Source organism: Sphingobium sp. TomTYG65, from assembly GCF_055395525.1.
In genome coordinates this window covers 173,487-195,175 of sequence record NZ_AP027332.1, presented here as the reverse complement: position 1 = coordinate 195,175, position 21,689 = coordinate 173,487, and the positions used below count along the sequence as shown (strand labels likewise).

Below are 21,689 nucleotides of genomic sequence, written 5' to 3'. Positions count from 1 at the left end.
ATCTATTAATTACACGGCATGGGGGCGAGCGAGGCCCACTGGGTCAAGCGGCTCGAAAGGAAAGCAATATGTCGTCGGACTCGGAGGGCGTCACAGTCCAGCTCGTTGACCGGGTGGCGGTGATCCGCTTCACGCCGCGCCCTGACGGTACTATCTCCAACAAAGGCGCCAGCCTGCTGGGAGAGGGTGTTGCGGATTGCCTTGCCTCCGAAGAGGTGCGGTCGCTCGTCCTTACCGGCTCTCAGGCAGGGGTTTTCATCCGCCACGCGAATGTCGAGCAGATCGTCAGGGCTGCAGCAGCGCTTCAGGCTGGGAAGATCGCACCCCAGGACTTCCTTGAAACGCCCTTCCAGCAACTGTGTCGGACGCTCGACGCTGCGCGCAAGCCGGTGATAGCCGCGATCAATGGCGTGTGCATGGGCGGGGGCTTCGAAATCGCCCTCGCATGCACCATGCGCGTGGCCGAAGCGGGCGTGACCGCGATCGGCCTGCCGGAAATCCGCATCGGCATACCTCCCGGCTGTGGCGGGCCGCAGCGGCTTGCAAGGCTTGTCGGATTTCATGGCGCGCGCCTGTTCACGCTCCAGGGCCGCGTGGTGGACGCCATGACCGCGCAGCGTCTGGGGCTGGTCGACGGCGTGGCGCAGGATGCGCTTGCCTTCTCCATGGAACAAGCGCGCATTTTTGCGCGGCGCGTCCCCGAAGCGGTGGCGGCGATCATGGAGCAGGCGCAGGTAGATGACACTTCGTCGATCAGGGAGAATGCGTCAATTTTCGCCCAAGTCCTTGAGACCGGGGCTGCCTCCGCCTCTTTGCTCGATTGGCAGACGACATGCCGGCCGCTCGATGCGCTGGAATGACTTACTTTACGGAGAATTTCGATGACCAACCAACGTTGGGTGCTTCAACGCAGGCCCGCCGGGTCGCTGTCTGCGGACGATCTGGTTCTGGTTTCCGCGCCCATGCCCGATCTTCGGGATGGGCAGATTCTCGTCCGCAACCGATATTTGTCGCTGGACCCGACCAACCGGCTGTGGATGAGCGATCGCGAGCAATATCTTCCCCCCGTGCAGATCGGCGACGTCATGCGCGGCGTCACCGTCGGCGTGGTCGAAGCGAGCAAATCCGATCGCTTCAAATCGGGCGATGTTGTCCAACCGGCCGATGGAGGATGGCAGACCTATGTGGCCACGGACGCTGCGACCACAAGGCGGATTCCGATGCAGCAGGACATTCCCCTGACTGCGCATCTCTCCGTCCTGGGCCCTACCGGGCTCACCGCCTATTTCGGCCTGCTGGAAATCTGCCGTCCGAAGGCTGGAGAGATCATAGCGGTGTCGGCCGCTGCGGGCGCGGTGGGATCGGTGGTGGGGCAGATCGCCCGGCTCAAGGGCTGCCAGGTCGTCGGCATTGCCGGCGGCGCGGCCAAGTGCGCCTGGATCAAGGATGACCTCGGCTTTTCCGCGGCTATCGACTATAAATCCGAGGATGTGGGCGGCGCCCTGGACAGGCTGTGTCCCGAAGGCATCGACATGAATTTCGAGAATGTCGGCGGACCGATCATGAATGCCGTCTTCAACCGGCTTCGCGATCATGGACGCATGGCGATCTGCGGAATGATCGCCAATTATAATGACGAAGGTCCGCTGCCCGGGCCCGACGATTTCGGCAGAATCCTGATGCGCAGGCTGACGCTTCAAGGCTTTGTGGTCATCGATTTTCTGCACAAGCGCAAGGAGGCGGCGAAGGATCTTGGCGGCTGGGTCAGCGAAGGAAAGCTCCTTTGGAAGGACTATGTGGTGGCGGGCCTGGAAAATGCGCCCGAGGCGATCGAACGTCTGTTCAGCGGCAACCATGACGGCAAGCTGATGGTCGAGATCACAGGCGAGTGACTTAATCATCCGATTGACTAACGCGGCGCGATCCGTAATATCGGAATGATCGGGCAGATGGCGTGCCAACAATTTGAGGGGTTATCGAAGTGAAGCTTTCAGGCTGTGCAGCAGTAGTCACCGGCGGGGCAAGCGGGCTTGGAGAGGCCACTGCGCGGGCTCTTGCGAAGGAAGGCGTGAAAGTAGCGCTCTTCGACGTCAACGAGGAACGCGGTACGGAAGTCGCCCGCGAAATCGGCGGTATTTTCTGCAAGGTGGACGTGACGTCCGACGAGTCGGTGGACGCAGGCTTCGCCCGCGCGCGGGAAGCGCATGGTCAGGAGCGGATCATGATCAACTGCGCAGGGACCGGCAACGCGATCAAGACGGCGTCGCGGTCCAAGACCACGGGCGCGATCCAGCATTTCCCGATAGCCGATTTCGAAAAGATCATTCGCATCAATCTTATCGGAACCTTCCGCTGCACGGCGAAGTCGGCAGCCGGCATGCTGACCCTCGATCCGATGGAGCATGGCGAACGCGGCGCCATCGTGAACACCGCTTCGGTCGCGGCCGAGGACGGGCAAATGGGGCAGGCGGCCTATGCAGCCTCGAAGGCCGGCGTCGTCGGTCTGACCCTGCCGGTCGCGCGCGACCTGATGAGCGAGGGCATTCGCGTCAACACCATTCTTCCGGGCATCTTCAACACGCCGCTGATGAACGCGGCGCCCGAAGAGGTGAAGGCGGCTCTGGCGGCCAGCGTTCCGTTCCCCAAGCGCCTTGGCGATCCGGCGGAATATGCGAACCTTGCGCTCGAGATGTGCCGCAATTCCTACTTCAACGGGGAGGATGTCCGGCTCGACGGGGCGATCCGGATGGCGCCTCGCTAAACATTCCGGACCCCACGATCGCGAACATGGGGAGGGGGAGGCTCGATGCTTCCCCCGGCCGCGTGCGGATCGAGCCGTGCCAATGACCTCTCGTCGCTACGTAAGGAACGCGAAATGAATCTGGAGTGGAGCGACGCCGATTTCGCGTTCCAGTCGGAAGTTCGGGATTTTCTCGAACGGGAGCTGACGCCCGAAATCCGTGCGGCCGGCCGGCTCATGACGAGCGTCTATGCCGCGCATGACGCGTCGATGGAATGGCAGCGCAAGCTTCATTCGGTCGGCTGGGCGGCGCCGGCATGGCCCAAGGAATATGGAGGATGCGACTGGACGGTCACGCAGCGCTATATCTACACGCGCGAGCGCGTCGCGGCGGGGGCCCCGCCGGTTTCGCCCATGGGCATCCAGATGTGCGGACCGGCGCTGATCGGCCATGGTTCCGCAGAGCAGAAGGCCTGTTTTCTGCCCCGCATGTTGAGCGGGGAGCATTTCTGGTGCCAGGGCTATTCGGAGCCCGGCTCGGGATCCGACCTCGCCTCGCTCGCCATGCGCGCAGACATCAGCGGCGATGAGCTCGTTTGCAACGGATCGAAGATCTGGACGACCCATGCAGACGTGGCGAACTGGATATTCTGCCTTGTGCGAACGTCCAAAGAGGCGCGGCCGCAGCAGGGGATCACGTTCGTGCTCATCGACATGAGCACTCCCGGCATCACCGTTCAGCCGATCATCTCTTCTTCGGGCGAGCATATCCAGAATCAGGTGTTTTTCGAAAATGTCAGCGTGCCGCTGGCCAATGTCGTTGGTGAGATCGGCAAGGGCTGGAGCGTTGCCAAATATCTGCTCGAATTCGAGCGGGGCGGCGTCGCTTACAGTCCTGAGCTTCAGGAAAAGGTGGAGCGCATCGCCAATTTTGCCGCCACCGCGCCAGGCGGCCGTGGGCAAAAGCTCCTGGATCGTCCCTGGTTCGCGCATCAGCTCGCGGCGCTTCGCATCAAGATCGAAACCCTGGAGATTTTTGAATTTCAGGCCATGGCCAGCGCCAGCCACGGCGGCTCGCCGGGCTTTGCGGGCTCCATCATGAAGATCTACGGGACCGAACTGGCGCAACAGGTCACCGAGTTGGGGATGCTCGCCGCAGGCCATTATGGCAATGCTTACCAGCCTCAGGCCACAGAGCCGGGAGGCGCGATCCATTTCGTTCATGGAGCGGATGTGCGAGGGCCGGTCGATGCGGCCGTGGCGCCGCTCCGTTATCTTAACGAGCGAGCTGGATCGATCTACGCGGGATCGAACGAAATCCAGCGAAATATCTTGGCCAAGGCAGCGCTGGGTCTTTGAACGGGGCGCGCATCGGGCAGGGGCGCCTCGCTTCGAAATTTCCGGCGCCGACGCGAATGCGAGTGCTGTAAGCGGCCCCGTTCCTTGGTTCTCAACCGCGTGTGCGTGCCTGGCGCGGCGGCGGGTGTTTCATGGCCGATCCGCCCCTTGTGCTGGAGGCGCGCCGTCGGCATAGCCAACTTCCTCGACTTCCTTCCACCGGCCCCCCGGACAGGATGGCCTCAGTGCATTATTCGGACACAGATTCACGGTAGGGGCTTGGTGCTCAGTGGCATGAAGCCGTCGGCATCGAGTTGGAGCTGTTCAGCCCAGAAATAATCGCCAGTGAGATTTATGTGGTCCCACCCCAGGGGCGAAAGGCGGCTCATCAAGGCGGGATCTATAATCGCGTTCCGGCTCTGCAATGTGCCAACGGCGCGATCGAGATAGCGGCAGTTGAACAGGATGATGGCGGCGGTGACGAGATTGAGAGCGGCTGCACGGATCTGCTGGCTTTCCAGGCCGCGGTCGCGGAAGCGGCCGAGCCGGTGGAAGGCGACGGCGCGTGCCAGGCTGTTGCGTGCCTCGCCCTTGTTCAGTTCGGCAGTTACCATGCGCCGCAGCGCCGGATCCTCGAACCAGCGTAATGTGAACAGCGTGCGTTCGATCCGCCCGACCTCGCGTAGAGCGGCCGCGAGGCTGTTTTGTTGGCGATAGGCGGACAGCTTCTTGAGGATCAGCGATGGCGTGACCGTGCGGTCTCGCATCGCGCCGATGACCTGCGCGATCTCTGACCAGTGGGCCACGATCAGGTTTCGATCGAGCTTGCGGCCGAACAGCGGAGCCAGCCTGCCATAACGTCTGGCGGGTTCAAAGGCGTAAAGGCGGCGGTCCGACAGGCGGGGAATGCGTGGCTCGAAATCGAGTCCGAGCAAATGCATGACCGCGAACACGATGTCGGAGACGCCGCCCCCGTCGACATGCAGGGCTGTGAGATCGGCGCCGCTTTCATGTCCGAGAATGCCGTCGAGCGCGTGGATCGCCTCTCCGGCGGTGCCGGCGATGACGGTCTGATGAAGCGGGGCATACCGGTCGGTGATGGTGGTGTAGATCTTCACCATCGGATCACGTCCATAATGCGCGTTGACGGTCCCGCCGGCTTCGCCGGGGCCGCCCAGATAATAAGCCTGTCCGTCGGCGGAAGCACGATGCCCGGGGCCAAACCAGGCGGCCAGCGGCTCAGCATGGATGGCATCGGTCAAGCAGGCGAGCGCGGCGCGGAAGGTTTCCTCGCGCATGTGCCATGTCTGCATGCGCAATAAGCGCGCCGCGATGCCGCGCCGCAGATTTCAGCCATGCGCGAAAGGCCAAGATTGGTTGCTTCGGCGATCAGCGTGGCGATGAAGGTGCGTTCGTCGGTCGGCGGCAACCCCGTCGAGACATGTCCAAAATGCTGGATGAAGCCCGTCCAGCGTTCGACCTGCGACAAAAGGTCGGTGATCCGTGTCGCAGGAAGCATGCCGTAGCAGGAGATCGCGAGTTTCTGATTTTCGTCATGCCCGCCATCATCCTTCGGCTCCTTGGGAAAACGCAGCCGCTCGCCGGCGAACAGCGCGGCATCGCGTTTGTCCAGGCCGCCCGCCACGTTACGCAAGGCGACGTCGAGTTGCGCGGCGCGTTCATTGATCCAGGCATGAGGATCGCCCAAGGAGAAGGCGGGCTGTCGCACGGCGGCGGCTGACGGAGCGAGCAAGGTGTCGAGGGAGCGATGCATCCGCGACGTCGGCACCCAGACATCGCCCGCCGCGAGCGCATTGGCGAGCGCGCTGTAGGTCGCCAGCTCCCAATGGGTCCGATCGATGCCGCCTGCTGTGTTGACATGGCGGCGCCAGCGTCGCTCGATATGGCCAATCGGTGCATCGGCAGGAAACGGCTTGCGCCAGTCCCCGTCGAAATCCGCCAGTATCGCCATCGCCGTGCGGAGCGGCAGGGTGCCTGCACGACCCTGAAAGTCCATGGATCGCAGGAACGCCGGGCCTGCCCGCTTGAAGGCGCGGTATTCACCGGCGATCTCATCAAGTGCGTCATCTCGATGGGGCGCGGCGGCATGTCGGATGATCGCGGCATCGGCATCGATGGTGTCGAGGGGCGCAATCACACGGACGGCGTCGGCGATATCTTCGCCTTTCCGCACAGCACGGCTGACGGCCTCCAGAACCCTGGCGACGCGGATCATGCGTTCGCGTCTTTCACGGTTCGATAAAGCCTCGCGCTGTTCGACGCGCTTGCGCGCCCGCTTGTGAGCACGGCCGATCAGCGAGCGGAACATGCCGATAGCCGCATCGGTCAGCATCATTTCCAGCTCGCGCAACGTGGCGAGCAGCACGACGCGACGACGGGAAGGTCGCATCTGCTGGAATGCCTGCGCGGTATAGCGGACGCCCGCGCGTGCATGTTGCACCAGTCGCGGTTCATATCCTGGATCGATGGGGAGCGTGGAGATTCCCGTCGAGCGGATCAACGCGATCTTCTCGACTATCTCGATAAGGGAAGCGGGCGCGACGCGCGGCTGCGGTTCGCGGAGCCAGGACAGGCGGCTCTGACGTTCATGCATTTTCTCGTCGATCAATGCATCGAGACGCTGGCCCATGTCAGCATCAAGCGTGCGCTCGATCGCGGCGATGAGGTGCGCTTCTGCGCGGTGCATCGCTTCGGCTGCCATGCGCTCGACGACGCTGACACCTGGAATAACGATATGACGCGCGCGCATCTCAACCAGAAGTCGATCGAGCAGGACGCGCCCGTCGACGGTACCCATGGCTTCACGCTCCAGCCATGCCATCATCTCGGCGCGCAGCGGCCGAGTCAGATCACGGAAACCGAAGCGCGCCTTGATTGCCGCGAGCTGATCATAGCGGGTGGGAATACGGCGGGCGAAGTCAGCGATGACTTGTGGATCGACCCCGATCTGTTCGGCGACATGGTCGAGTAAAATCGCCGGCAGCAGTTCGCCGTGGCGCAGCTGTCTGCCCGGATAGCGCAGGCAACAGAGTTGCAGGGCATAAGCGAGCCGGGTTGCCGTGGTCCGCGCGGTGCCGATCGCGGTGAGGTCCTGGGCATCGAGACTATAAAATCGCACTACCAAGGCCTCCTGATCGGGCAGCGCCAATAGCGCGGTGCGTTGCCGCTCGGTCATAGGAATGCGTCCGGGCATTATCCTCCAAAAACCTCTTTCCTTTTGGCGTCTTATTGAAAGAGGATTATGAAAGGCGAAAGCCCAGGGAAAACCGTCAGCGTTGCGGTCCCTCCAGATACGGCCGTTTGTGAAAGAGGAACGCCTTGGGCAAGACACCCTATCTGATCGGCTATGCCCGCGTGTCGAAGGGCGACGAGCAGTCCAATGCCGCGCAACGCCGCGCGCTGGATACCGCCGGCTGCAAGCGCGTGTTCGAGGAGACCGCCAGCGGCGGCCGCTGGGACCGGCCCAGGTTGCATGAGATGATCGAACAGCTCCGCCGGGGTGATGTGGTGGTGGTATGGAAGCTTGATCGCTTGTCGCGCAGCCTGAAGGATCTGCTGCATATCATGGAGCGGATCGAAACAGCCGGCGCAGGCTTCCGTTCGCTGACCGAGGCGATAGACACCACCACGGCAGCGGGCCGGATGATGATGCAGATGGTCGGGAGCTTCGCCGAGTTCGAGCGCGCGATGATCCGCGAACGCACGAGCGCGGGCCTTGCCCAGGCGCGCGCAGAGGGACGGATCGGGGGACGCCGGCGCAAGCTGGCCGAAAAGCAGCGCCGCGAAATCGCGGAATCCGTCCTGTCGGGGCGCAAGTCCGGCGCCGAAATGGCCCGCCTCTATAGCGTCAGCGAACCCACCGTCTCGCGGATCGTCGCGGCATACCGGCAAGCTGTAGGGGAACAAGCATGAAGCGCGCTCACGATCTGTCGGGACTGATGAAATTCGCCACGCGGCCCGAATGGGCCGACGATCTGCATGATGCGCTCGACGATCATCTGGGACCGGCGCTGGAGCAATTCGATATCGAGTCCGATGATCTGCCGGCCCTCATCGGCGATCATTGGACCGCAATCCTGTGGGGCTGCGCCTTCGAGGATCTGACAACCCGCATTTTCGAACCCGATGGCCGCAACCTGGTGGACAGCTATCTCAAACGCCGCGGATGGAACGAAACCGGCCCCAACAAGCTCTACATGCGTGCGCTGCAAACCTCGGTCATCAGCCTCTACGAGGTCAGCGCAATCGAACCGGGCATCGGTTTCCTCGCCCGCGATCTGATCCGAGGCGGCGACCCCGTCCAGGTCCGCGAGCGTACCGCCTCAAAGACGCTGTCGCCATGGGACCGCATCGCCGCGCGCATCATCGAAGTGGGCGGACACAGGATTTTGGCCGGCGGTGTGCTCTCCTTCACCCCTGAAGCCACCAGTGCCCTGCTCAAGGCATTGCGCATGGAGCATGACAAAGACAGTCCGAACGGGCAGCTTGCGATCAATACGGATCAACTCCGCACTATGGCACCGCTCCTTTCGACCGTCTGGCTGTTCGATATATTGCCCAGAACCGTTGAACCTGTTGACGTGCCCACACTGCATAATGCCGATGGCGAGGAGGTCGTTTTTCACCGTGTCCGCTTTCCTTTTACCCGCGGCACGACGCAGGCTCTGATCGGCGAACGCCTCGATAGGGTACCCGCCTTGCAGCGGGAGACATCGCATTTCTGGAACTGGCTGGGGGCGAAACCGGAACCCGAAAGAAAAGCGCCGGCCAGATGGCCTGGGGCGTGTCGATGGCCGATGGCACGCCGGTGCTCGGCAATCTTGAACTCAAGGGCCGTGCGCTCATCCTCGCTGTCACCTCGGCCGAGCGTGCGGCGCGCGGTGTTGCACTCATCACCCAGACGCTTGGCAACCTGGTCGGGATGCCGCTGACCGAGATAGAGACGATCGAACAAGCGATGGCCGCGCGTCGCGAAGGACGAACCGCTTCTGAACCGGCGCCAGACATTCCGGTCGATGTTGCCACCCCCCTTGTCCATGCCATGCTAGACCGGCAGTATCGTGCAACGCTCGACGAACCGGTCGGCATGCTGGGAGAGATCACCCCGCGCGAGGCTGCCCGGACCGCAGCAGGGCGTGAGCGTCTGGTGGAATGGCTCAAATATCTGGAAAATCGCAGCGGTAACCAGCTTGACCCAAAGGATCCGATGGCGACCTATAATTTCATCTGGATCTGGCGCGAACTCGGCATCGAAAAGCTCCGACAATAAAAGCCGCGCATAAAATACCGGACGTACCCTGGAGCACCATTGTCCCTACCGTGAATCTGTGTCCGAATAATGCACAGAGGCCAGGATGGCGAACGCGTCATGGAGCCGCCATGCAGGATCAACCGTCAGCTATCAAGCCGGCCTTTCGTCTCGCGCTAGAGCATTTTCGAAGCAGATGGCATCATCTGCTGGCTTGGAAAATACGGAAAACAAAAGACAAATAGAGCATGATACGATTCAATCTGATCGGATTACGCTCTAGAGGGCATCAGGACCGGTTGGCATGACTTGCTTGCCGGTTCGATCCGTCACGGCAGCCCGCCACCACCGAATACCTGCGCTGTCGATCTCCGCCGTCGCGAGCATACGGCTCTGCAAACATGCCAGATGGGCCAGACTTTCGCCGGTAGCGAGGCTCAGAACCTTCATGTCGATCTGACGCTTGAACAGGGCCGGGAAAACGTCAACGGCCCTTTTGGGCGTCGCCAGCAGTTCAAATAGTCGTTCCAGGCCGGTCTCATGGCCTTCGATCAGGGCATCGATGCGCGCATGCAGCCCGCGAAATGGCTTGCCATGCGCGGGCAGGACAAGCACATCGTCCGGCACCCGCCCCCGGATGGCGTCGAGCGTTTCGAGCCACGCGGTCAAGGGGTCCGCATCTGGTTCCAGAGGATGCACTGAAACGTTGGAAGAGATTTCGGGCAGCACCTGATCGCCCGAGATCAGCAGCTTCGCCGTTGGGCAGTAAAGCAGCGCATGTTCCGGTGAGTGACCCTGGCCCACGACGACAATCCACTCGCGACCGCCGATCATCAGCCGTTGACCGTCCTCCAGCGCGTGAAAGCTCTCGGGCAGCGGATAGAGCGCTTTCCCGAAATCGCCGAAACGGGCGCGATAATGGTCGAGCGCATCCTCGTCCCAGCCTACCGCCCTGTAGAAGCGGATTGCATCATCGGGGGCGTCCTGAGCCGTATAGGAGGCAAGCACGCGAAGCGTGAAATATTCGAGCCGGGTCATCCATAGGCGCGCCGGCTGCTTCTGCGCTAGCCAGCCGGCCATGCCGCTATGGTCGGGATGAAGATGGGTGACGATGATCCGTCGGATTGGATCGCTGCGCAAAGTAGAGGCAAATGCCTGTCGCCATGCGGCCGCGGTTTCGGTGTTGCGCAGGCCGGTGTCCACGATCGTCCAGCCATCGCCGTCGGTCAGCGCCCAAAGATTGATCGCCCCGATCTTGCCGTCCATCGGCATGCGCATCCAAAAGACACCATCGGCCACTTCAGTGGCGTTGCCATCGCCGACCGTAGGCGCTTCGATCGGCGGATAGAAGAGATCGACCATCACCTTCCTCTGAATGATTTTCTGTTTCGCATGGGCGCTCCGTAGCGGCCAGGAGCTGAAAGGGAATGCGCTCGTTAATCTCTGCGGTTGACGACTTGTCCGGCATCATGGGGGCCCATCGGACGGATAGATCAACTGCAACGACCGGACTCTCGTCAGAGAGCCCGGCCGTTGCGTTCAGAAACTGTCGCTTATCGCCACAATCAGAATTTGCGCGTTGCGGAGACGCCCCAGGTGCGCGGTGGCGCGTAGTTGCCGAAATAGGCTCCGAACGCCCCGAGATAGGTGCTGTTGCGCAAATACAGCTTGTTGCCGACATTGTTGACGAAGGCCCGAACCGTGTTCTTGCCGTCTTCGCTGGTAAGCGATGCCGACAGATTGCCCTGCCAATAGGCTTTCTGACTGTCGTTGTCCGTGCCAAAGTAGCGCAGGACCACCCGGTCGGAATAGTTGACATCGCCTCGGAGCGTCAGATCGCCGAAGACGTCGCCCGGAATCTCGATGCGATATTCGGCCGCCAGGCGAGCGGTGAAATCAGGAGCGTGCGGCAGCGCGCGACCGTTCAGATTCTGGGTTCCCAGTGCAGGATGGGCGTCGTCGAAGCTGAAGAAATCGCGGAAGCGCGCATGCAGCCAGTTGGCCGAAGCGTCGATCCTGAAGGCGTCGGTCACCCGGAAGCTGAACTCGGATTCGACGCCATAGACCCGCGCCGGCGCATTCTGAACGAAGGTGGTCGTCGGCGGAATGGTGATGGTCACCTGAAGGTCGGAATAATCATAATAAAATGCAGCGAGGTTGGCGGTGATCCGGCGATCCGCCGTCTGCGATTTCACGCCGATTTCATAGGCATCCAGCGATTCCGAACCATAAAGTCCGGCTGCGCCCAGACTGGCGCCGTCACCACCAGGCAGATTCTGTCCGCCTGATTTGAAGCCGCGCGACCATTGGGCGTAGAGATTGACGCCATCGGTCACGTCATATTGCAAGTTGACCTTCGGAAGAACTCTGTTCGACTTGAGCCTCGACTTTACATCCTGTGCGATGATGGTGACGCCGGCGGGCGACGACAGGAAGAGATCCTGGCTGAAATTCTTTTTCTCGTGATTGTAGCGAAGGCCAAGGTTGATCTTCAGCTTATCGGTCAGATCATAGGTGCCGTCGGCAAATGCCGCAAAGGACTTGGTCTTGGTATCGACCGTCTGGACGAGATAGGACGCGTCGGTCACCGGGCCCAGACCCAGCGGGATCGAGTTTCCGGCCTTCTCCTCGAAATAATAGAGGCCGACGATCCAGTTGAAGCGGTCGCTGTCGCCCAGGAAATTGATTTCCTGGCCGAAAGATTCGGAGGGACGCGAAAAATCCGTCACATAGATCGCACCGATATCGGTGGCGTCGGCATCGAAGCTCACCTTGCTCTTATGGTCGACATAGCTGGTTATCGACCGCATCGAGATCGCATCGTTGAACTTCCAGTTCACCGTTCCCGCCAGGACCAGCGTTTCGACATCGCCGTTGAACGGGGCGTCTGCGTAAAGCTTGTTTTTCGCGATGGTCTGGTTGGGCGTCGGCAGGAAAGTAGGCGTCAGCGCCTGCTGGATCGCGTTGGCGCTGGTCGACCTTTCATAGCGAGCCGAGAGATCCAGCGAGAGGTCTGCCGACGGTTCGAAGCGCAGCGCGCCGCGCACATAGTCGACATTGGTGTTTCCAAGCCGCTGACCGGTGTTGAGAACCTTTACATAGCCATCTTCTTCCTCGTGGCCGCCGCTCACGCGGAAATAGACCCCATCGGCGATCGGGCCGGAAATGAAGCCGTTGGCGCCGAAGGCATCACGGCTGCCGGTCGAGAGCGTGACGGCGCCCGTGAAATCATGCGACGGCGCCTGCGAGACGAAATTCACCGCGCCGCCGGTCGCGTTCCGGCCGTACAGCGTACCCTGCGGACCCCGCAGGACTTCGATGCGGTCGATGTCGACCGCGCGCAGCAGCGCCATGGTGGCCCTGGGCAGAAAAACGCCGTCCACATACGTCGCGACCGTCGGTTCGGTCACGCCGGAATCGACCGTGGAGCCAACGCCGCGGATGGTGATCAGGGTCGTGCCGGTATGTTCGCCGAAGTTCAGGTTCGGAACGGCGCTGGCGATATCCTCGATATTCGTGAGGCCGCGCGACTGCAGTTCCTCACCCGAGACTGCCGAGATGGCAGCCGGAATTTCCTGCAGATTCTGGCCGCGCTTCATGGCCGTGACGATGATTTCGCCACTGGATTCGCTGGACGCTTCCTGCGCCAGCGCCATATGCGGCATCAGTGCGACCAAAGCAGCCCCTACCAATCCCGAACGTAGATATGCGGATTTCATATGCTCTCCCTGCGCCTTTTCTAACGGCTGGCCTACTATGCGGCCGAACAGGTCGACCGAAAAAATTTCACCCTAATTACCCGATTAATTGCCATTTGCAAAGGGGTGTTTAGACTGCACCCCTGTTTTTTTTGGAGTCGCGTCGTCATGGACCTCGAGGTCAGCGTGGAAGATGTTGTTTTTCGGGAGGAAGTCCGAAGCTTCTTCGCGTCGGAATATCCGGCGGACATATTGGCGAAAATGCGTCGCGGGCAGTTTCTCGATCGCGACGATCATGTTCGTTCCCAACGGGCGCTGCACACCCGGGGCTGGCTCGGCGTCACCTGGCCGGCGGAATATGGCGGCACGGGCTGGTCTGCGATGCAGCGCATGATCTTCGACGAGGAACTGGAACGCGCGGGTGCGCCAAACCTCATTCCCATGGCGCTTCTTTATATAGGCCCGATCATCTGCGCATTCGGCAGTGCGGAACAAAAGGCCCGCTGGCTGCCGGATATTCTCGAGTCCCAAATTCTTTGGGCGCAGGGCTATTCCGAACCGGAAGCGGGCTCGGACCTTGCCGGTTTGCGCTTCGCGGCGCGGCGGGAAGGGAATGACTATATTCTGGACGGCGTGAAAATCTGGACCTCCGGTGCGCACTGGGCTGACTGGATATTCTGTCTGGCCCGCACCTCTCATGAAGCGCGGAGGCAGGACGGCATATCGCTCATCTGTGCGCCCATGGATCTGCCTGGGATCAGCGTTCTTCCGATCATTTCCATCGATGGGACGCATGAACTCAACCGGGTGGTGTTCGACAATGTCAAGGTGCCAGTCGCCAACAGGATCGGCGAGGAGGGGCGGGCGTGGCATTATGCCAACGTCCTTTTGAAGAATGAACGTCTCTCCTATGCCCATATCGGGCGTAAACGTATGGATCTGGACCTTCTGCAGGCCCGCTCGGTGCTGATCGCGGCGGAGCAGCGGTGGACGCCCGGCAGGATAGATGCGTTTAATCGCGCTCTTGCCGCGTGTCGGGCAGAGGTCGATATTCTGGAAATATCCGTGCTCAGAGCTTTGATAGACGACGCCAATGCGGCCACTGTGGCAGGGCTGAAAATTCTCTGCACGGAAATGGCTCAAAGGGTGACGGAATTGCAGATGGAGTTAGCGGGGCGGCTCGCGGCGCCCGCGCTGGATCGGCGCGCCAGCAATTGGGGGCGCGTTGCCCCCTTGGTGCCGGAATGGCAGATGCTGGCGGCGCCGACCTATTTGTTTGAGAGGGCGCAAACGATCTACGGCGGTGCGACCGAAGTGCAGAAGATGATCGCGTGGCGGGCGATCAACAGGTAAATTGAAGGCCGACCACATTTGCCTTCTGTCGCTGCTAAGTGTAGTTACCTGATTAATTCATTATCTGCGATGTGTCATTCGTTCCCGAGGGAGGTTCCATCAAGGTGACTGGCTTCAATTTCGATCTCCGTAACAGGACCGTGATGGTGACCGGAGCTTCATCGGGCACCGGCCGAAGATTTGCCGAAATACTCGCCGCCAACGGCGCCCGGGTGGTCCTTGCGGCGCGGCGCGTGGAGTTGCTGCTTTCCCTTCAAGAGGAAATCGAGAAGCGGGGCGGCAGGGCGGTGGCTGTGCCCATGGATGTCACGGAGGAGGAATCCACGATACAGGCATTCGACGCTGCCGAAAAGGCGCTGGGGCCGGTCGACACGGTGGTCGCGAATGCGGGCGTCAGTTCGGGAACCAGCACTTTGGGCATGCCGGTGCAGGAATTCGACAAAATTCTGGCCGCCAATGTCCGGGGTGTCTTCCTCACCTGCCGAGAGGGCGCGAAGCGGATGATCGCGCAGGGATCGCCGGAAAGACGTCATGGGCGCATCGTCATCATCTCCTCCGTCACGGCGGATTGGGTGCCAAGCTCCATCGGCGCCTATGCGGCGAGCAAGGCGGCCGCGACGCAGCTTGGCCGGACCATGGCGAAGGATTGGGCGGGGAAGGGCATCAACGTCAACATCCTGCAACCGGGATACATGGCCACGGACATGACCGACGGTCTGTGGGAGACGGAGAAGGGCAAGAAGCTGCTGGCCGGATTTCCCCGGTCGCGCCTGATGGATATCGACGCGCTGGACCCGATGCTGCTCTATCTTTGTTCCTCGATCAGCAGCCAGGTGACGGGTTCGGTATTTTCCGTCGATGACGGCCAGACCTTGTGACGGGGGCCGCCGCATGACGCCGCAACATCCGCTTCCATCCGGTTTCAGCGCCGGCAGCACGGCGGCCGACGTCATGCGCGATGTGGACATGTCGGGAAAGACGGCGATCGTCACCGGCGGCTATTCCGGTATCGGCCTCGTGACGATTCGCGCCCTTGTTGAATGCGGGGCACACGTCATCGTTCCTGCGCGGGATATCGTCAGGGCGCAGGATCGCATGACGGGCCTGGGGGGTGTGGATATATTCGCAATGGATCTGTCGGACCCGGTTTCGATCGACAGCTTCTGCGCGGATGTCATGGGGCGGAATTCCGCCATTTCCTTGTTGATCAACAGCGCGGGGATCATGGCCACTCCGCTTGCACGGGACCGTTTCGGCCGGGAGATGCAGTTCGCCACCAACCATCTTGGCCATTTCCGCCTGTTGTGCCGTCTCTGGCCCGCTTTGGCTGCCGATGGCGCGCGGGTGGTGTCCGTATCGTCGCGCGCGCACCAGATTTGCGGCGTTGATTTCGACGACATAGATTTCAAGCATAGGCCCTATGACAAATGGCAAGCCTATGGCCAGTCCAAGACGGCGAACGCGCTGTTCGCGCTCGCGCTCGATCAGCGCGGTCAGCGCCACGGCGTCAGGGCCTTTTCCGTCCATCCCGGTCAGATCGCCACGGGCCTTGCCCGGCATCTCAGTGAAGAGGAGATCGCCGCGTTCAGAACGCGGGACGACGCCGGTAATCTGATCATAGACCCGGCGCGCGATCGCAAGACGGTGGAGCAGGGCGCCGCCACCAGCCTGTGGTGCGCCACGAGTCCGGCGCTGGATGGTCTGGGCGGCGTCTATTGCGAGGATTGCGATATCGCGGCCCCGAATGTCGAGGGGCTTGGACGCAAGGGCGTCGCATCCTGGGCAACCGATCCCATGGCTGCGGAACGGCTGTGGGAACTGTCCGAAGCCATGACCGGGTGCAACCTGACGGGTTGATCGGACGGACGACGAGAAGGGGATCCGCGCCGAGCCGATGGCTACTGATGAGACCTCACATGACCAGATTGGGGTCAAGGGCAAGCTAAGGCGACATTGAGGATCTCCCGTATTTGCGTATCCGAGGCCTGAGCCCTTCGACAAGACGCGGCACGTTACCGAGCACGATCAACCTCACATTCGGTCGCCGTTCGTGACGGCTGCACCAATATCCCGCTTGCGGCGGCTGGGCTCAGGAAGACGAAACCATTCTGTGCGACGGCTTTGGAAGCCACGGTCTCATTCGGTTCGTCTACCTGGATCCGTCAGAACTGATCAGGTCCTGAGGATTGGAATGACGGTTGGATAATGGGTCAAGCGGCTTTCATCAACGCGCCCTCGATGACGACACCGGCGGAGACATATTTCCACAGCGCGACCAGCAGCTTGCGCGCCAAGGCCACGACCATCGATTTCTTTAGCCGGCCACCGTTCAGTCGGACCCGTTGCTGATACCATTGGGCAAGCGCCGATTCTGGTTGGTTGCGAAGCCACAGCCAGGCCAGTTGGATCAGCGTTGTGCGCAGCCTGGGGTTCCCCGCCTTTGACACACCCTGTTCGCGGTCCACCGATCCACTCTGCCAGGGCGTTGGCGCCAGCCCCGCATAAGCAGCGACCTGTCTCCGGTTGTCGAAATGCCGGAACGAGCCTTCCGACCAGAGAATAGCGGCGAACTCGGGGCCAATGCCCTTGATGTCGAGCAGCATTGCGGCTGGTGCCGGCATGGCGGTGGGTTCCCCGGCAAGCAGCGTGTCCCGCTCGGCCACCACCGCTCTTATCTGCTCGAGCAGCAGTTCGAGCCGGTCGAGTTCGCGGCCAATCTGGACTTTCAGATGCATCGGTAGCGGACGCCCATCGCCAGTCACGAGTTCTTCCAGCCGGTCGCGGCGCAGCGGCTGATAGCCTGTCACCCCCTGCGCGAAGAGCAGGCCTTTGACTCGATTGACGTGGCGAATCCGATCCGCGATCAGAACCTTGCGTTCGCGGCAGATACGACGTCGGTCCTCCTCTTCGGATGTTGGCACCGACCATCGCGCACACACGCGGTTCCCCTCGCTTGTGGGCTAACAAGGCCCGGACCAACGCCTCGCCGTCGATCCGGTCGGTCTTTGCGCGGCGACGACGGCGTGAGGTCGCAATTGAAGCGGGATCCACGACGTGACTTTCTATCCCCTCCTTGCACAAAACACGGTGGATCCAAAAGCCGTCAAGGCCGGCTTCCTGTATGACAATTATCGGATAGCTGCATCCTGTTCGCGCCCGCGCTTTTGCTCGCAGCTGGGTAAAGCGCGCCATTAGCCCGGCGATATCTCCGGCGCGCACTACATGCTTCGACAGCTTCTCGCCGCTGCCGGGCAAAAGCGAGGTGATCAGCCAGATAGATCGGCTCAGTTCCATTGAGACGAAAATCGCGCCAAGATCGGTCCGGATAGCGGTCGACGCTTGGGGACGGTGAGTTGCAATCTGCATATCGGCCTCCTGAGAGTGTGGTCAGCAAACTCACTCCGCCAGAGTGTCGGTCGCTATCCACCTCGTCATGGGATCTGTGCGCGGGTGGGCGTAGCACTCTTAAATCGCTCGAATATTCGACGTGTGTTCGATCCGGCGTTTGTTTCGTAGGCGGAGGCATATCACGCTGGGACGGAGAGAATATTCATTGTGCGCTTGAGGTTGTAGGCGATGGCGGTGAGGTGGACTTGGACGGCGGCTTTGGCGAGACCTCGCCATCGCATTCGGCGCAGGCCGTAGCATCGCTTCCATGTCCCGAAGATCTTCTCGATCCGACCGCGGACGCGATGGATCGGTTGACTCCATTCATGGAGCTTGCGCAGCGTTTCGGCTTCATCGCGGCCCCACATCCCGGTGGCGACGATCCGGGGAGTGCTGCCTTTTGCACGCACGGCATCGCGAAAGTGATTGCCGCGGTACGCGCTGTCGGCAAACACTTCGCCAGGGTTCTCGGGCAGTGCGTCGGGACCGGCTTTCCCATCATTGATATTCGCCGATGTGATCGACACTTCCTCGACCAGCGCCGTATCAGCATCGGCGCCGACATGGGCTTTGAACCCATGAACAGCCCGTTTTCCCTTATGCTTTACCCAGCGCGCCTCATCATCATCCTCAGTTGCCGAAACAATGATGGTGGCATCGACCAGTGTCCCGGTCTTGACCGTTACCGCCTTTGATTTGAGTTGCATGGTCACGGCTTCAAACAATGTTCAGTCAGGCTTATGGGCAACCAGTAGCCTGCGAAATCTGACGAACGCGGTACGTTCAGGCGTCGCTTCGTTCGCGGAAAATCCGCAGAACCGGCGGAAGGAGGCTCGATCGTCGAGCGCCTCGGCCAGCTTTACATCCGACAGATCGTACCAGATCGACAGCAGCAGCGCCTTTAACATCGCCAGCGGCGGCCAGGCGGGTTCGCCCTTCGCGGCCGGGTAGAGCGGATCAAGGAGCACCGCGATCGGGTTCCAATCGATCAGGGAGGCAAGCGCGTCGAGCGACGAAGTCGTCCGCTCGCGTCCAACAAAACCAAACCGCTCCTGACCAATCGAACGTTGCGCCATCCGCTGCTCTCCTTTTTGGAAAGCCCATAGAACCAGCTATCAACGCCTCTGTCTACGCCCACCCGCGCACAGATCCCATGGCGGGTGGATAGCAGCTGTTGCTCTGGCAGAGTGAGGTTTGCAGTCCAGAACCCTGTGGAGGCAACCATGCTTGTAGCTGATCGACCCGCAACGCTCGCCGCTATCCGTACCGATCTTGGCGCGATCTTTGTTTCGATGGAACTGAGTAAATCGATATGGCTGGTGACCTCGCTGTCGCCGGGTGCTGGCGAGCGGCTGTCGAAGCATAGCGTGCGTGCTGGCGACATCGCCGGTCTGCTGGCGCGCTTTGCGGATCTGCGCGGTAAGGCTAGTGCGCGCACCGGGTACGATTACGGCGTCATCGTCATTCAGGAGGCTGGCCTGGACGGCTTCTGGATCCACCGTGTGCTGGAGCAGGAGAATATCGAAAGCCATGTCGTCGATCCGGCTTCGATAGCGACCTCGCGTCGGCGTCGGCGCGCCAAGACCGATAAGATCGATGGCGAGGCGCTTGTGCGGGCGCTGCTGGCGTACAAGCGCGGCGAGCCCGTGTCTGCGCCATGGTGCGAGTGCCGAGCGCGGAGGCGGAAGACCGGCGCCGGATCACCCGCGAGCGCAAGGTTCTCATCACCGAACGAACGCGGCACATCAATCGCATCAAGGGCCTGCTCTTTGGGCAAGGCATCACCGGTTACGAGCCGATACGTCGCGACCGCCGCGAACAGCTGGAGGAACTGCGTACCGGCGATGGCCGACCGATCTCGCAGCACCTCAAGGCGCAGATCGACCGTGAACTCGACCGGTTCGAGTTGCTGATGGATCAGATCAAAGCCGTCGAGGCGGAGCGCAACTCGCTCGTGACAGCGGAGGCCAACAACACACCGGCTACGATGCTCATGTGCCTCAAAGGCATCGGCCCTGAGTTCGCCGCTATCCTTCACTCGGAAGGGCTGTTCCGCCACTTCGACAACCGGCGGCAGGTGGCCGCCTATGCGGGCTTGGCGCCCACCCCCTGGCAAAGCGGCTCCGTCAGCCACGAACAAGGCGTGTGCAAAGCCGGCAATGTCCGGCTGCGAACGACGATGGTCGAGCTGGCGTGGCTGTGGTTGCGCAACCAGCCGGAGTCGGCGCTGGCCCGCTGGTTCCACCAGCGCGTGGAGCGCAATGGCGGGCGCCTGCGCAAGCCGATGATCGTGGCTCGCGCCCGCAAGCTGCTCATTGCGCTGTGGAAATACGTCACCGCCGGCGTGGCGATCGACGGCGCGGTCTTGAAGACCACCTGACCTCGACGAGTTTTATAGTTCCCGGGGCCTGATCAGCCCCGTGGATCCAGGAAGCGAACCGAAACTGGCTGCTGGCTTCAGACGCCGACTAAAAGACTGGTCCCGCCTCCTGAGCCCGTGCCCGCCGCAAGCGGGATATTGGTGCAGCCGTTCAGAACGGCGACCGCATGTGAGCTGGACCAGGTTCGACCACTCGAGCCGCGTCATGCAAACGGGCCCAAGCCTGGATCCTGGATGCCGTGGAGATCGTCAATGCAGAGAGATGATACCTCTTGACCCGGTACCCCGTCATGTGAGGTCTCATGAGCCCGGCCCCGGCTCTGCACCTCACGCCGCCGCGCCTCGACCTGAGCCGGTTCGACCCCGGCATTGGCCTCTTTCGACGTGCGCAGTTCGATGCCCAGGGCATCGCCGAAGGAAGCGGCATACCCCTTGTCGATCAGTTGCTTGTAGTTACGCAATGTCGAAGGCTCGATACTTGCCATATCCTTGGCGAGGCCGATCGCCATCGGCAACAGGTCTGCGGGCGGCACGACATGATTGATCAGGCCCCACCGCTCGGCCGTTGCCGCGTCAAGGAAATTGCCGGTGAACGACATCTCCTTCGCGCGCGAAATACCGATCAGGCGCGACAATTTCTGCGACAGACCCCAGCCCGGCAGAATACCCACGCGCGCATGCGTGTCGGCAAAGCGCGCCTGGGTCGAGGCGATCAGCACATCGCAGGCCAGGGCGACTTCAAGCCCGCCGGTGATTGCGACGCCATTGATAGCGCCGACGATCGGTTTGCAGCACATCTCGATCGCTTTGACGGGGTTATGCTCGCCATTGTCGCTCAATGCTGCCTCCAGAGCGTCCGGGTCCGCGCCAAGCTCCTTGAGGTCGAGCCCCGCGGTGAATGCTCGCTCGCCTTCGCCGGTGAGGACGATGGCGCGCACCTCATCGTCGCTTTCCAGAGAGGAGAGGGCGTCGAACAGGGACTTGCGCATCGCGCTCGAAAGCGCGTTCATGGCCTCGGGCCGGTTGAGGGTCACCATGGCGACCGCGCCTTCCTTGCACATCTTCACCAATTCGCTCATCTGCGTCTTCCCGCCTTCCGATATGTATGAGGTCCGCTGTCCTGCTCAGGAGCCGGATATGACCACCTCTTCTTCCGTGAAGAACAGGCTCGATCTCTCCAGGTCGATGAAGTTGCGCTCATCGTTCAACAGTCGACGGCCGGCGTCGCGTCCGTCCCGGCTCGCGCCGGCGCGAAGCAGATCGTCCATGCAGCGCCACCAGAGTTCGGCAACCCCGTCATAACCGTCCGCCGATACCCCGCGAGCGGCAATCACCGGGTCCAGTTGCGCGAGCCGCTGCGGCCGGCTTTGAACATAGCGACTGATGTTCAGCAATGGCGCCACTTCCCGAACGAGCGGAGCATGGGTGTCGCGCCAATAGGTCGAGAATTGCTCGAATGTCAGCGTCGGCAGGCGCCTGATGCAAAATATCAGCTTGATCATAGTGCACTCCGTCGGAGGGCGC

At 61.6% G+C, this 21,689-nt stretch carries 14 protein-coding genes and 4 pseudogenes; 10 read left to right on the top strand and 8 right to left on the bottom strand.

Features of this window, described 5'->3' with window-relative positions:
- The first annotated feature begins 68 nt into the window (after positions 1 to 68).
- The 4 genes from ACZ5Y5_RS20520 to ACZ5Y5_RS20505 all read left to right on the top strand — a co-directional run bounded on the left by ACZ5Y5_RS20520 (position 69) and on the right by ACZ5Y5_RS20505 (position 4,099).
- A complete protein-coding gene (locus tag ACZ5Y5_RS20520; RefSeq protein ID WP_464811669.1) occupies positions 69 to 860 on the top strand; it encodes an enoyl-CoA hydratase/isomerase family protein in 792 nt (263 codons plus the stop codon).
- Between the two features lie 21 nt (positions 861 to 881).
- Positions 882 to 1,892, top strand: a complete 1,011-nt coding sequence (locus ACZ5Y5_RS20515; RefSeq protein WP_464811668.1) for an NADP-dependent oxidoreductase — start codon at positions 882 to 884, stop codon at positions 1,890 to 1,892.
- Positions 1,893 to 1,981: 89 nt separating this feature from the next.
- Complete coding sequence (locus ACZ5Y5_RS20510; protein ID WP_464811667.1) at positions 1,982 to 2,761, top strand: SDR family NAD(P)-dependent oxidoreductase; 780 nt, start codon at positions 1,982 to 1,984, stop codon at positions 2,759 to 2,761.
- A 114-nt stretch (positions 2,762 to 2,875) separates the two neighbouring features.
- On the top strand, positions 2,876 to 4,099 hold the full coding sequence (locus tag ACZ5Y5_RS20505) for an acyl-CoA dehydrogenase family protein (protein ID WP_464811666.1): 1,224 nt from the start codon (positions 2,876 to 2,878) through the stop codon (positions 4,097 to 4,099).
- A 245-nt stretch (positions 4,100 to 4,344) separates the two neighbouring features.
- Here ACZ5Y5_RS20505 and ACZ5Y5_RS20500 read toward each other — a convergent pair.
- A pseudogene (locus ACZ5Y5_RS20500) lies at positions 4,345 to 7,274 on the bottom strand (Tn3 family transposase).
- Positions 7,275 to 7,417: 143 nt separating this feature from the next.
- On the opposite strand from ACZ5Y5_RS20500, the gene ACZ5Y5_RS20495 reads away from it, so the two are divergent.
- Both ACZ5Y5_RS20495 and ACZ5Y5_RS20490 read left to right on the top strand, forming a co-directional pair.
- Positions 7,418 to 8,011, top strand: a complete 594-nt coding sequence (locus ACZ5Y5_RS20495) for a recombinase family protein (protein ID WP_464811665.1) — start codon at positions 7,418 to 7,420, stop codon at positions 8,009 to 8,011.
- Positions 8,008 to 9,368: pseudogene (locus tag ACZ5Y5_RS20490) on the top strand (DUF7986 domain-containing protein). Before ACZ5Y5_RS20495 ends, ACZ5Y5_RS20490 begins: the two are co-directional and overlap by 4 nt.
- A gap of 258 nt (positions 9,369 to 9,626) precedes the next feature.
- On the opposite strand, the gene ACZ5Y5_RS20485 reads toward ACZ5Y5_RS20490, so the two are convergent.
- On the bottom strand, positions 9,627 to 10,709 hold the full coding sequence (locus ACZ5Y5_RS20485) for an MBL fold metallo-hydrolase (RefSeq protein ID WP_464811664.1): 1,083 nt from the start codon (positions 10,707 to 10,709) through the stop codon (positions 9,627 to 9,629).
- Positions 10,710 to 10,912: 203 nt separating this feature from the next.
- The gene (locus ACZ5Y5_RS20480; RefSeq protein ID WP_464811663.1) at positions 10,913 to 13,066 is read right to left on the bottom strand and encodes a TonB-dependent receptor; all 2,154 of its coding nucleotides are present in this window, start codon (positions 13,064 to 13,066) and stop codon (positions 10,913 to 10,915) included.
- A 147-nt stretch (positions 13,067 to 13,213) separates the two neighbouring features.
- Between ACZ5Y5_RS20480 and ACZ5Y5_RS20475 the strand changes: the two genes are divergently transcribed.
- The 3 genes from ACZ5Y5_RS20475 (at position 13,214) to ACZ5Y5_RS20465 (ending at position 16,255) form a co-directional block, all read left to right on the top strand.
- Positions 13,214 to 14,398 carry an acyl-CoA dehydrogenase family protein gene (locus ACZ5Y5_RS20475; RefSeq protein ID WP_464811662.1) on the top strand — a complete coding sequence of 395 codons (1,185 nt, stop codon included), beginning with the start codon at positions 13,214 to 13,216 and terminating at the stop codon, positions 14,396 to 14,398.
- A gap of 104 nt (positions 14,399 to 14,502) precedes the next feature.
- Positions 14,503 to 15,276 (top strand): SDR family NAD(P)-dependent oxidoreductase, encoded by a 774-nt coding sequence (locus tag ACZ5Y5_RS20470; RefSeq protein WP_464811661.1) that lies wholly within the window; start codon positions 14,503 to 14,505, stop codon positions 15,274 to 15,276.
- 13 nt (positions 15,277 to 15,289) lie between these two features.
- The gene (locus tag ACZ5Y5_RS20465; protein WP_464811660.1) at positions 15,290 to 16,255 is read left to right on the top strand and encodes an oxidoreductase; all 966 of its coding nucleotides are present in this window, start codon (positions 15,290 to 15,292) and stop codon (positions 16,253 to 16,255) included.
- Between the two features lie 353 nt (positions 16,256 to 16,608).
- Here the strand turns inward: ACZ5Y5_RS20465 and ACZ5Y5_RS20460 are convergent.
- From ACZ5Y5_RS20460 to ACZ5Y5_RS20450, 3 genes and pseudogenes are all read right to left on the bottom strand, one after another.
- A pseudogene (locus tag ACZ5Y5_RS20460) lies at positions 16,609 to 17,764 on the bottom strand (IS110 family RNA-guided transposase).
- A gap of 161 nt (positions 17,765 to 17,925) precedes the next feature.
- Entirely contained in the window at positions 17,926 to 18,492 is a 567-nt protein-coding gene (locus ACZ5Y5_RS20455; protein ID WP_464811913.1) for a transposase, read from the bottom strand.
- Positions 18,493 to 18,513: 21 nt separating this feature from the next.
- Entirely contained in the window at positions 18,514 to 18,861 is a 348-nt protein-coding gene (locus tag ACZ5Y5_RS20450; protein WP_464811659.1) for a transposase, read from the bottom strand.
- Positions 18,862 to 19,008: 147 nt separating this feature from the next.
- On the opposite strand from ACZ5Y5_RS20450, the pseudogene ACZ5Y5_RS20445 reads away from it, so the two are divergent.
- A pseudogene (locus ACZ5Y5_RS20445) lies at positions 19,009 to 20,165 on the top strand (IS110 family RNA-guided transposase).
- Between the two features lie 203 nt (positions 20,166 to 20,368).
- On the opposite strand, the gene ACZ5Y5_RS20440 reads toward ACZ5Y5_RS20445, so the two are convergent.
- Entirely contained in the window at positions 20,369 to 21,244 is an 876-nt protein-coding gene (locus ACZ5Y5_RS20440; RefSeq protein WP_464811658.1) for an enoyl-CoA hydratase, read from the bottom strand.
- Between the two features lie 45 nt (positions 21,245 to 21,289).
- Positions 21,290 to 21,667: an EthD domain-containing protein gene (locus ACZ5Y5_RS20435; RefSeq protein ID WP_464811657.1), complete on the bottom strand. Its 378-nt coding sequence runs from the start codon at positions 21,665 to 21,667 to the stop codon at positions 21,290 to 21,292.
- Positions 21,668 to 21,689: the final 22 nt, after the last annotated feature.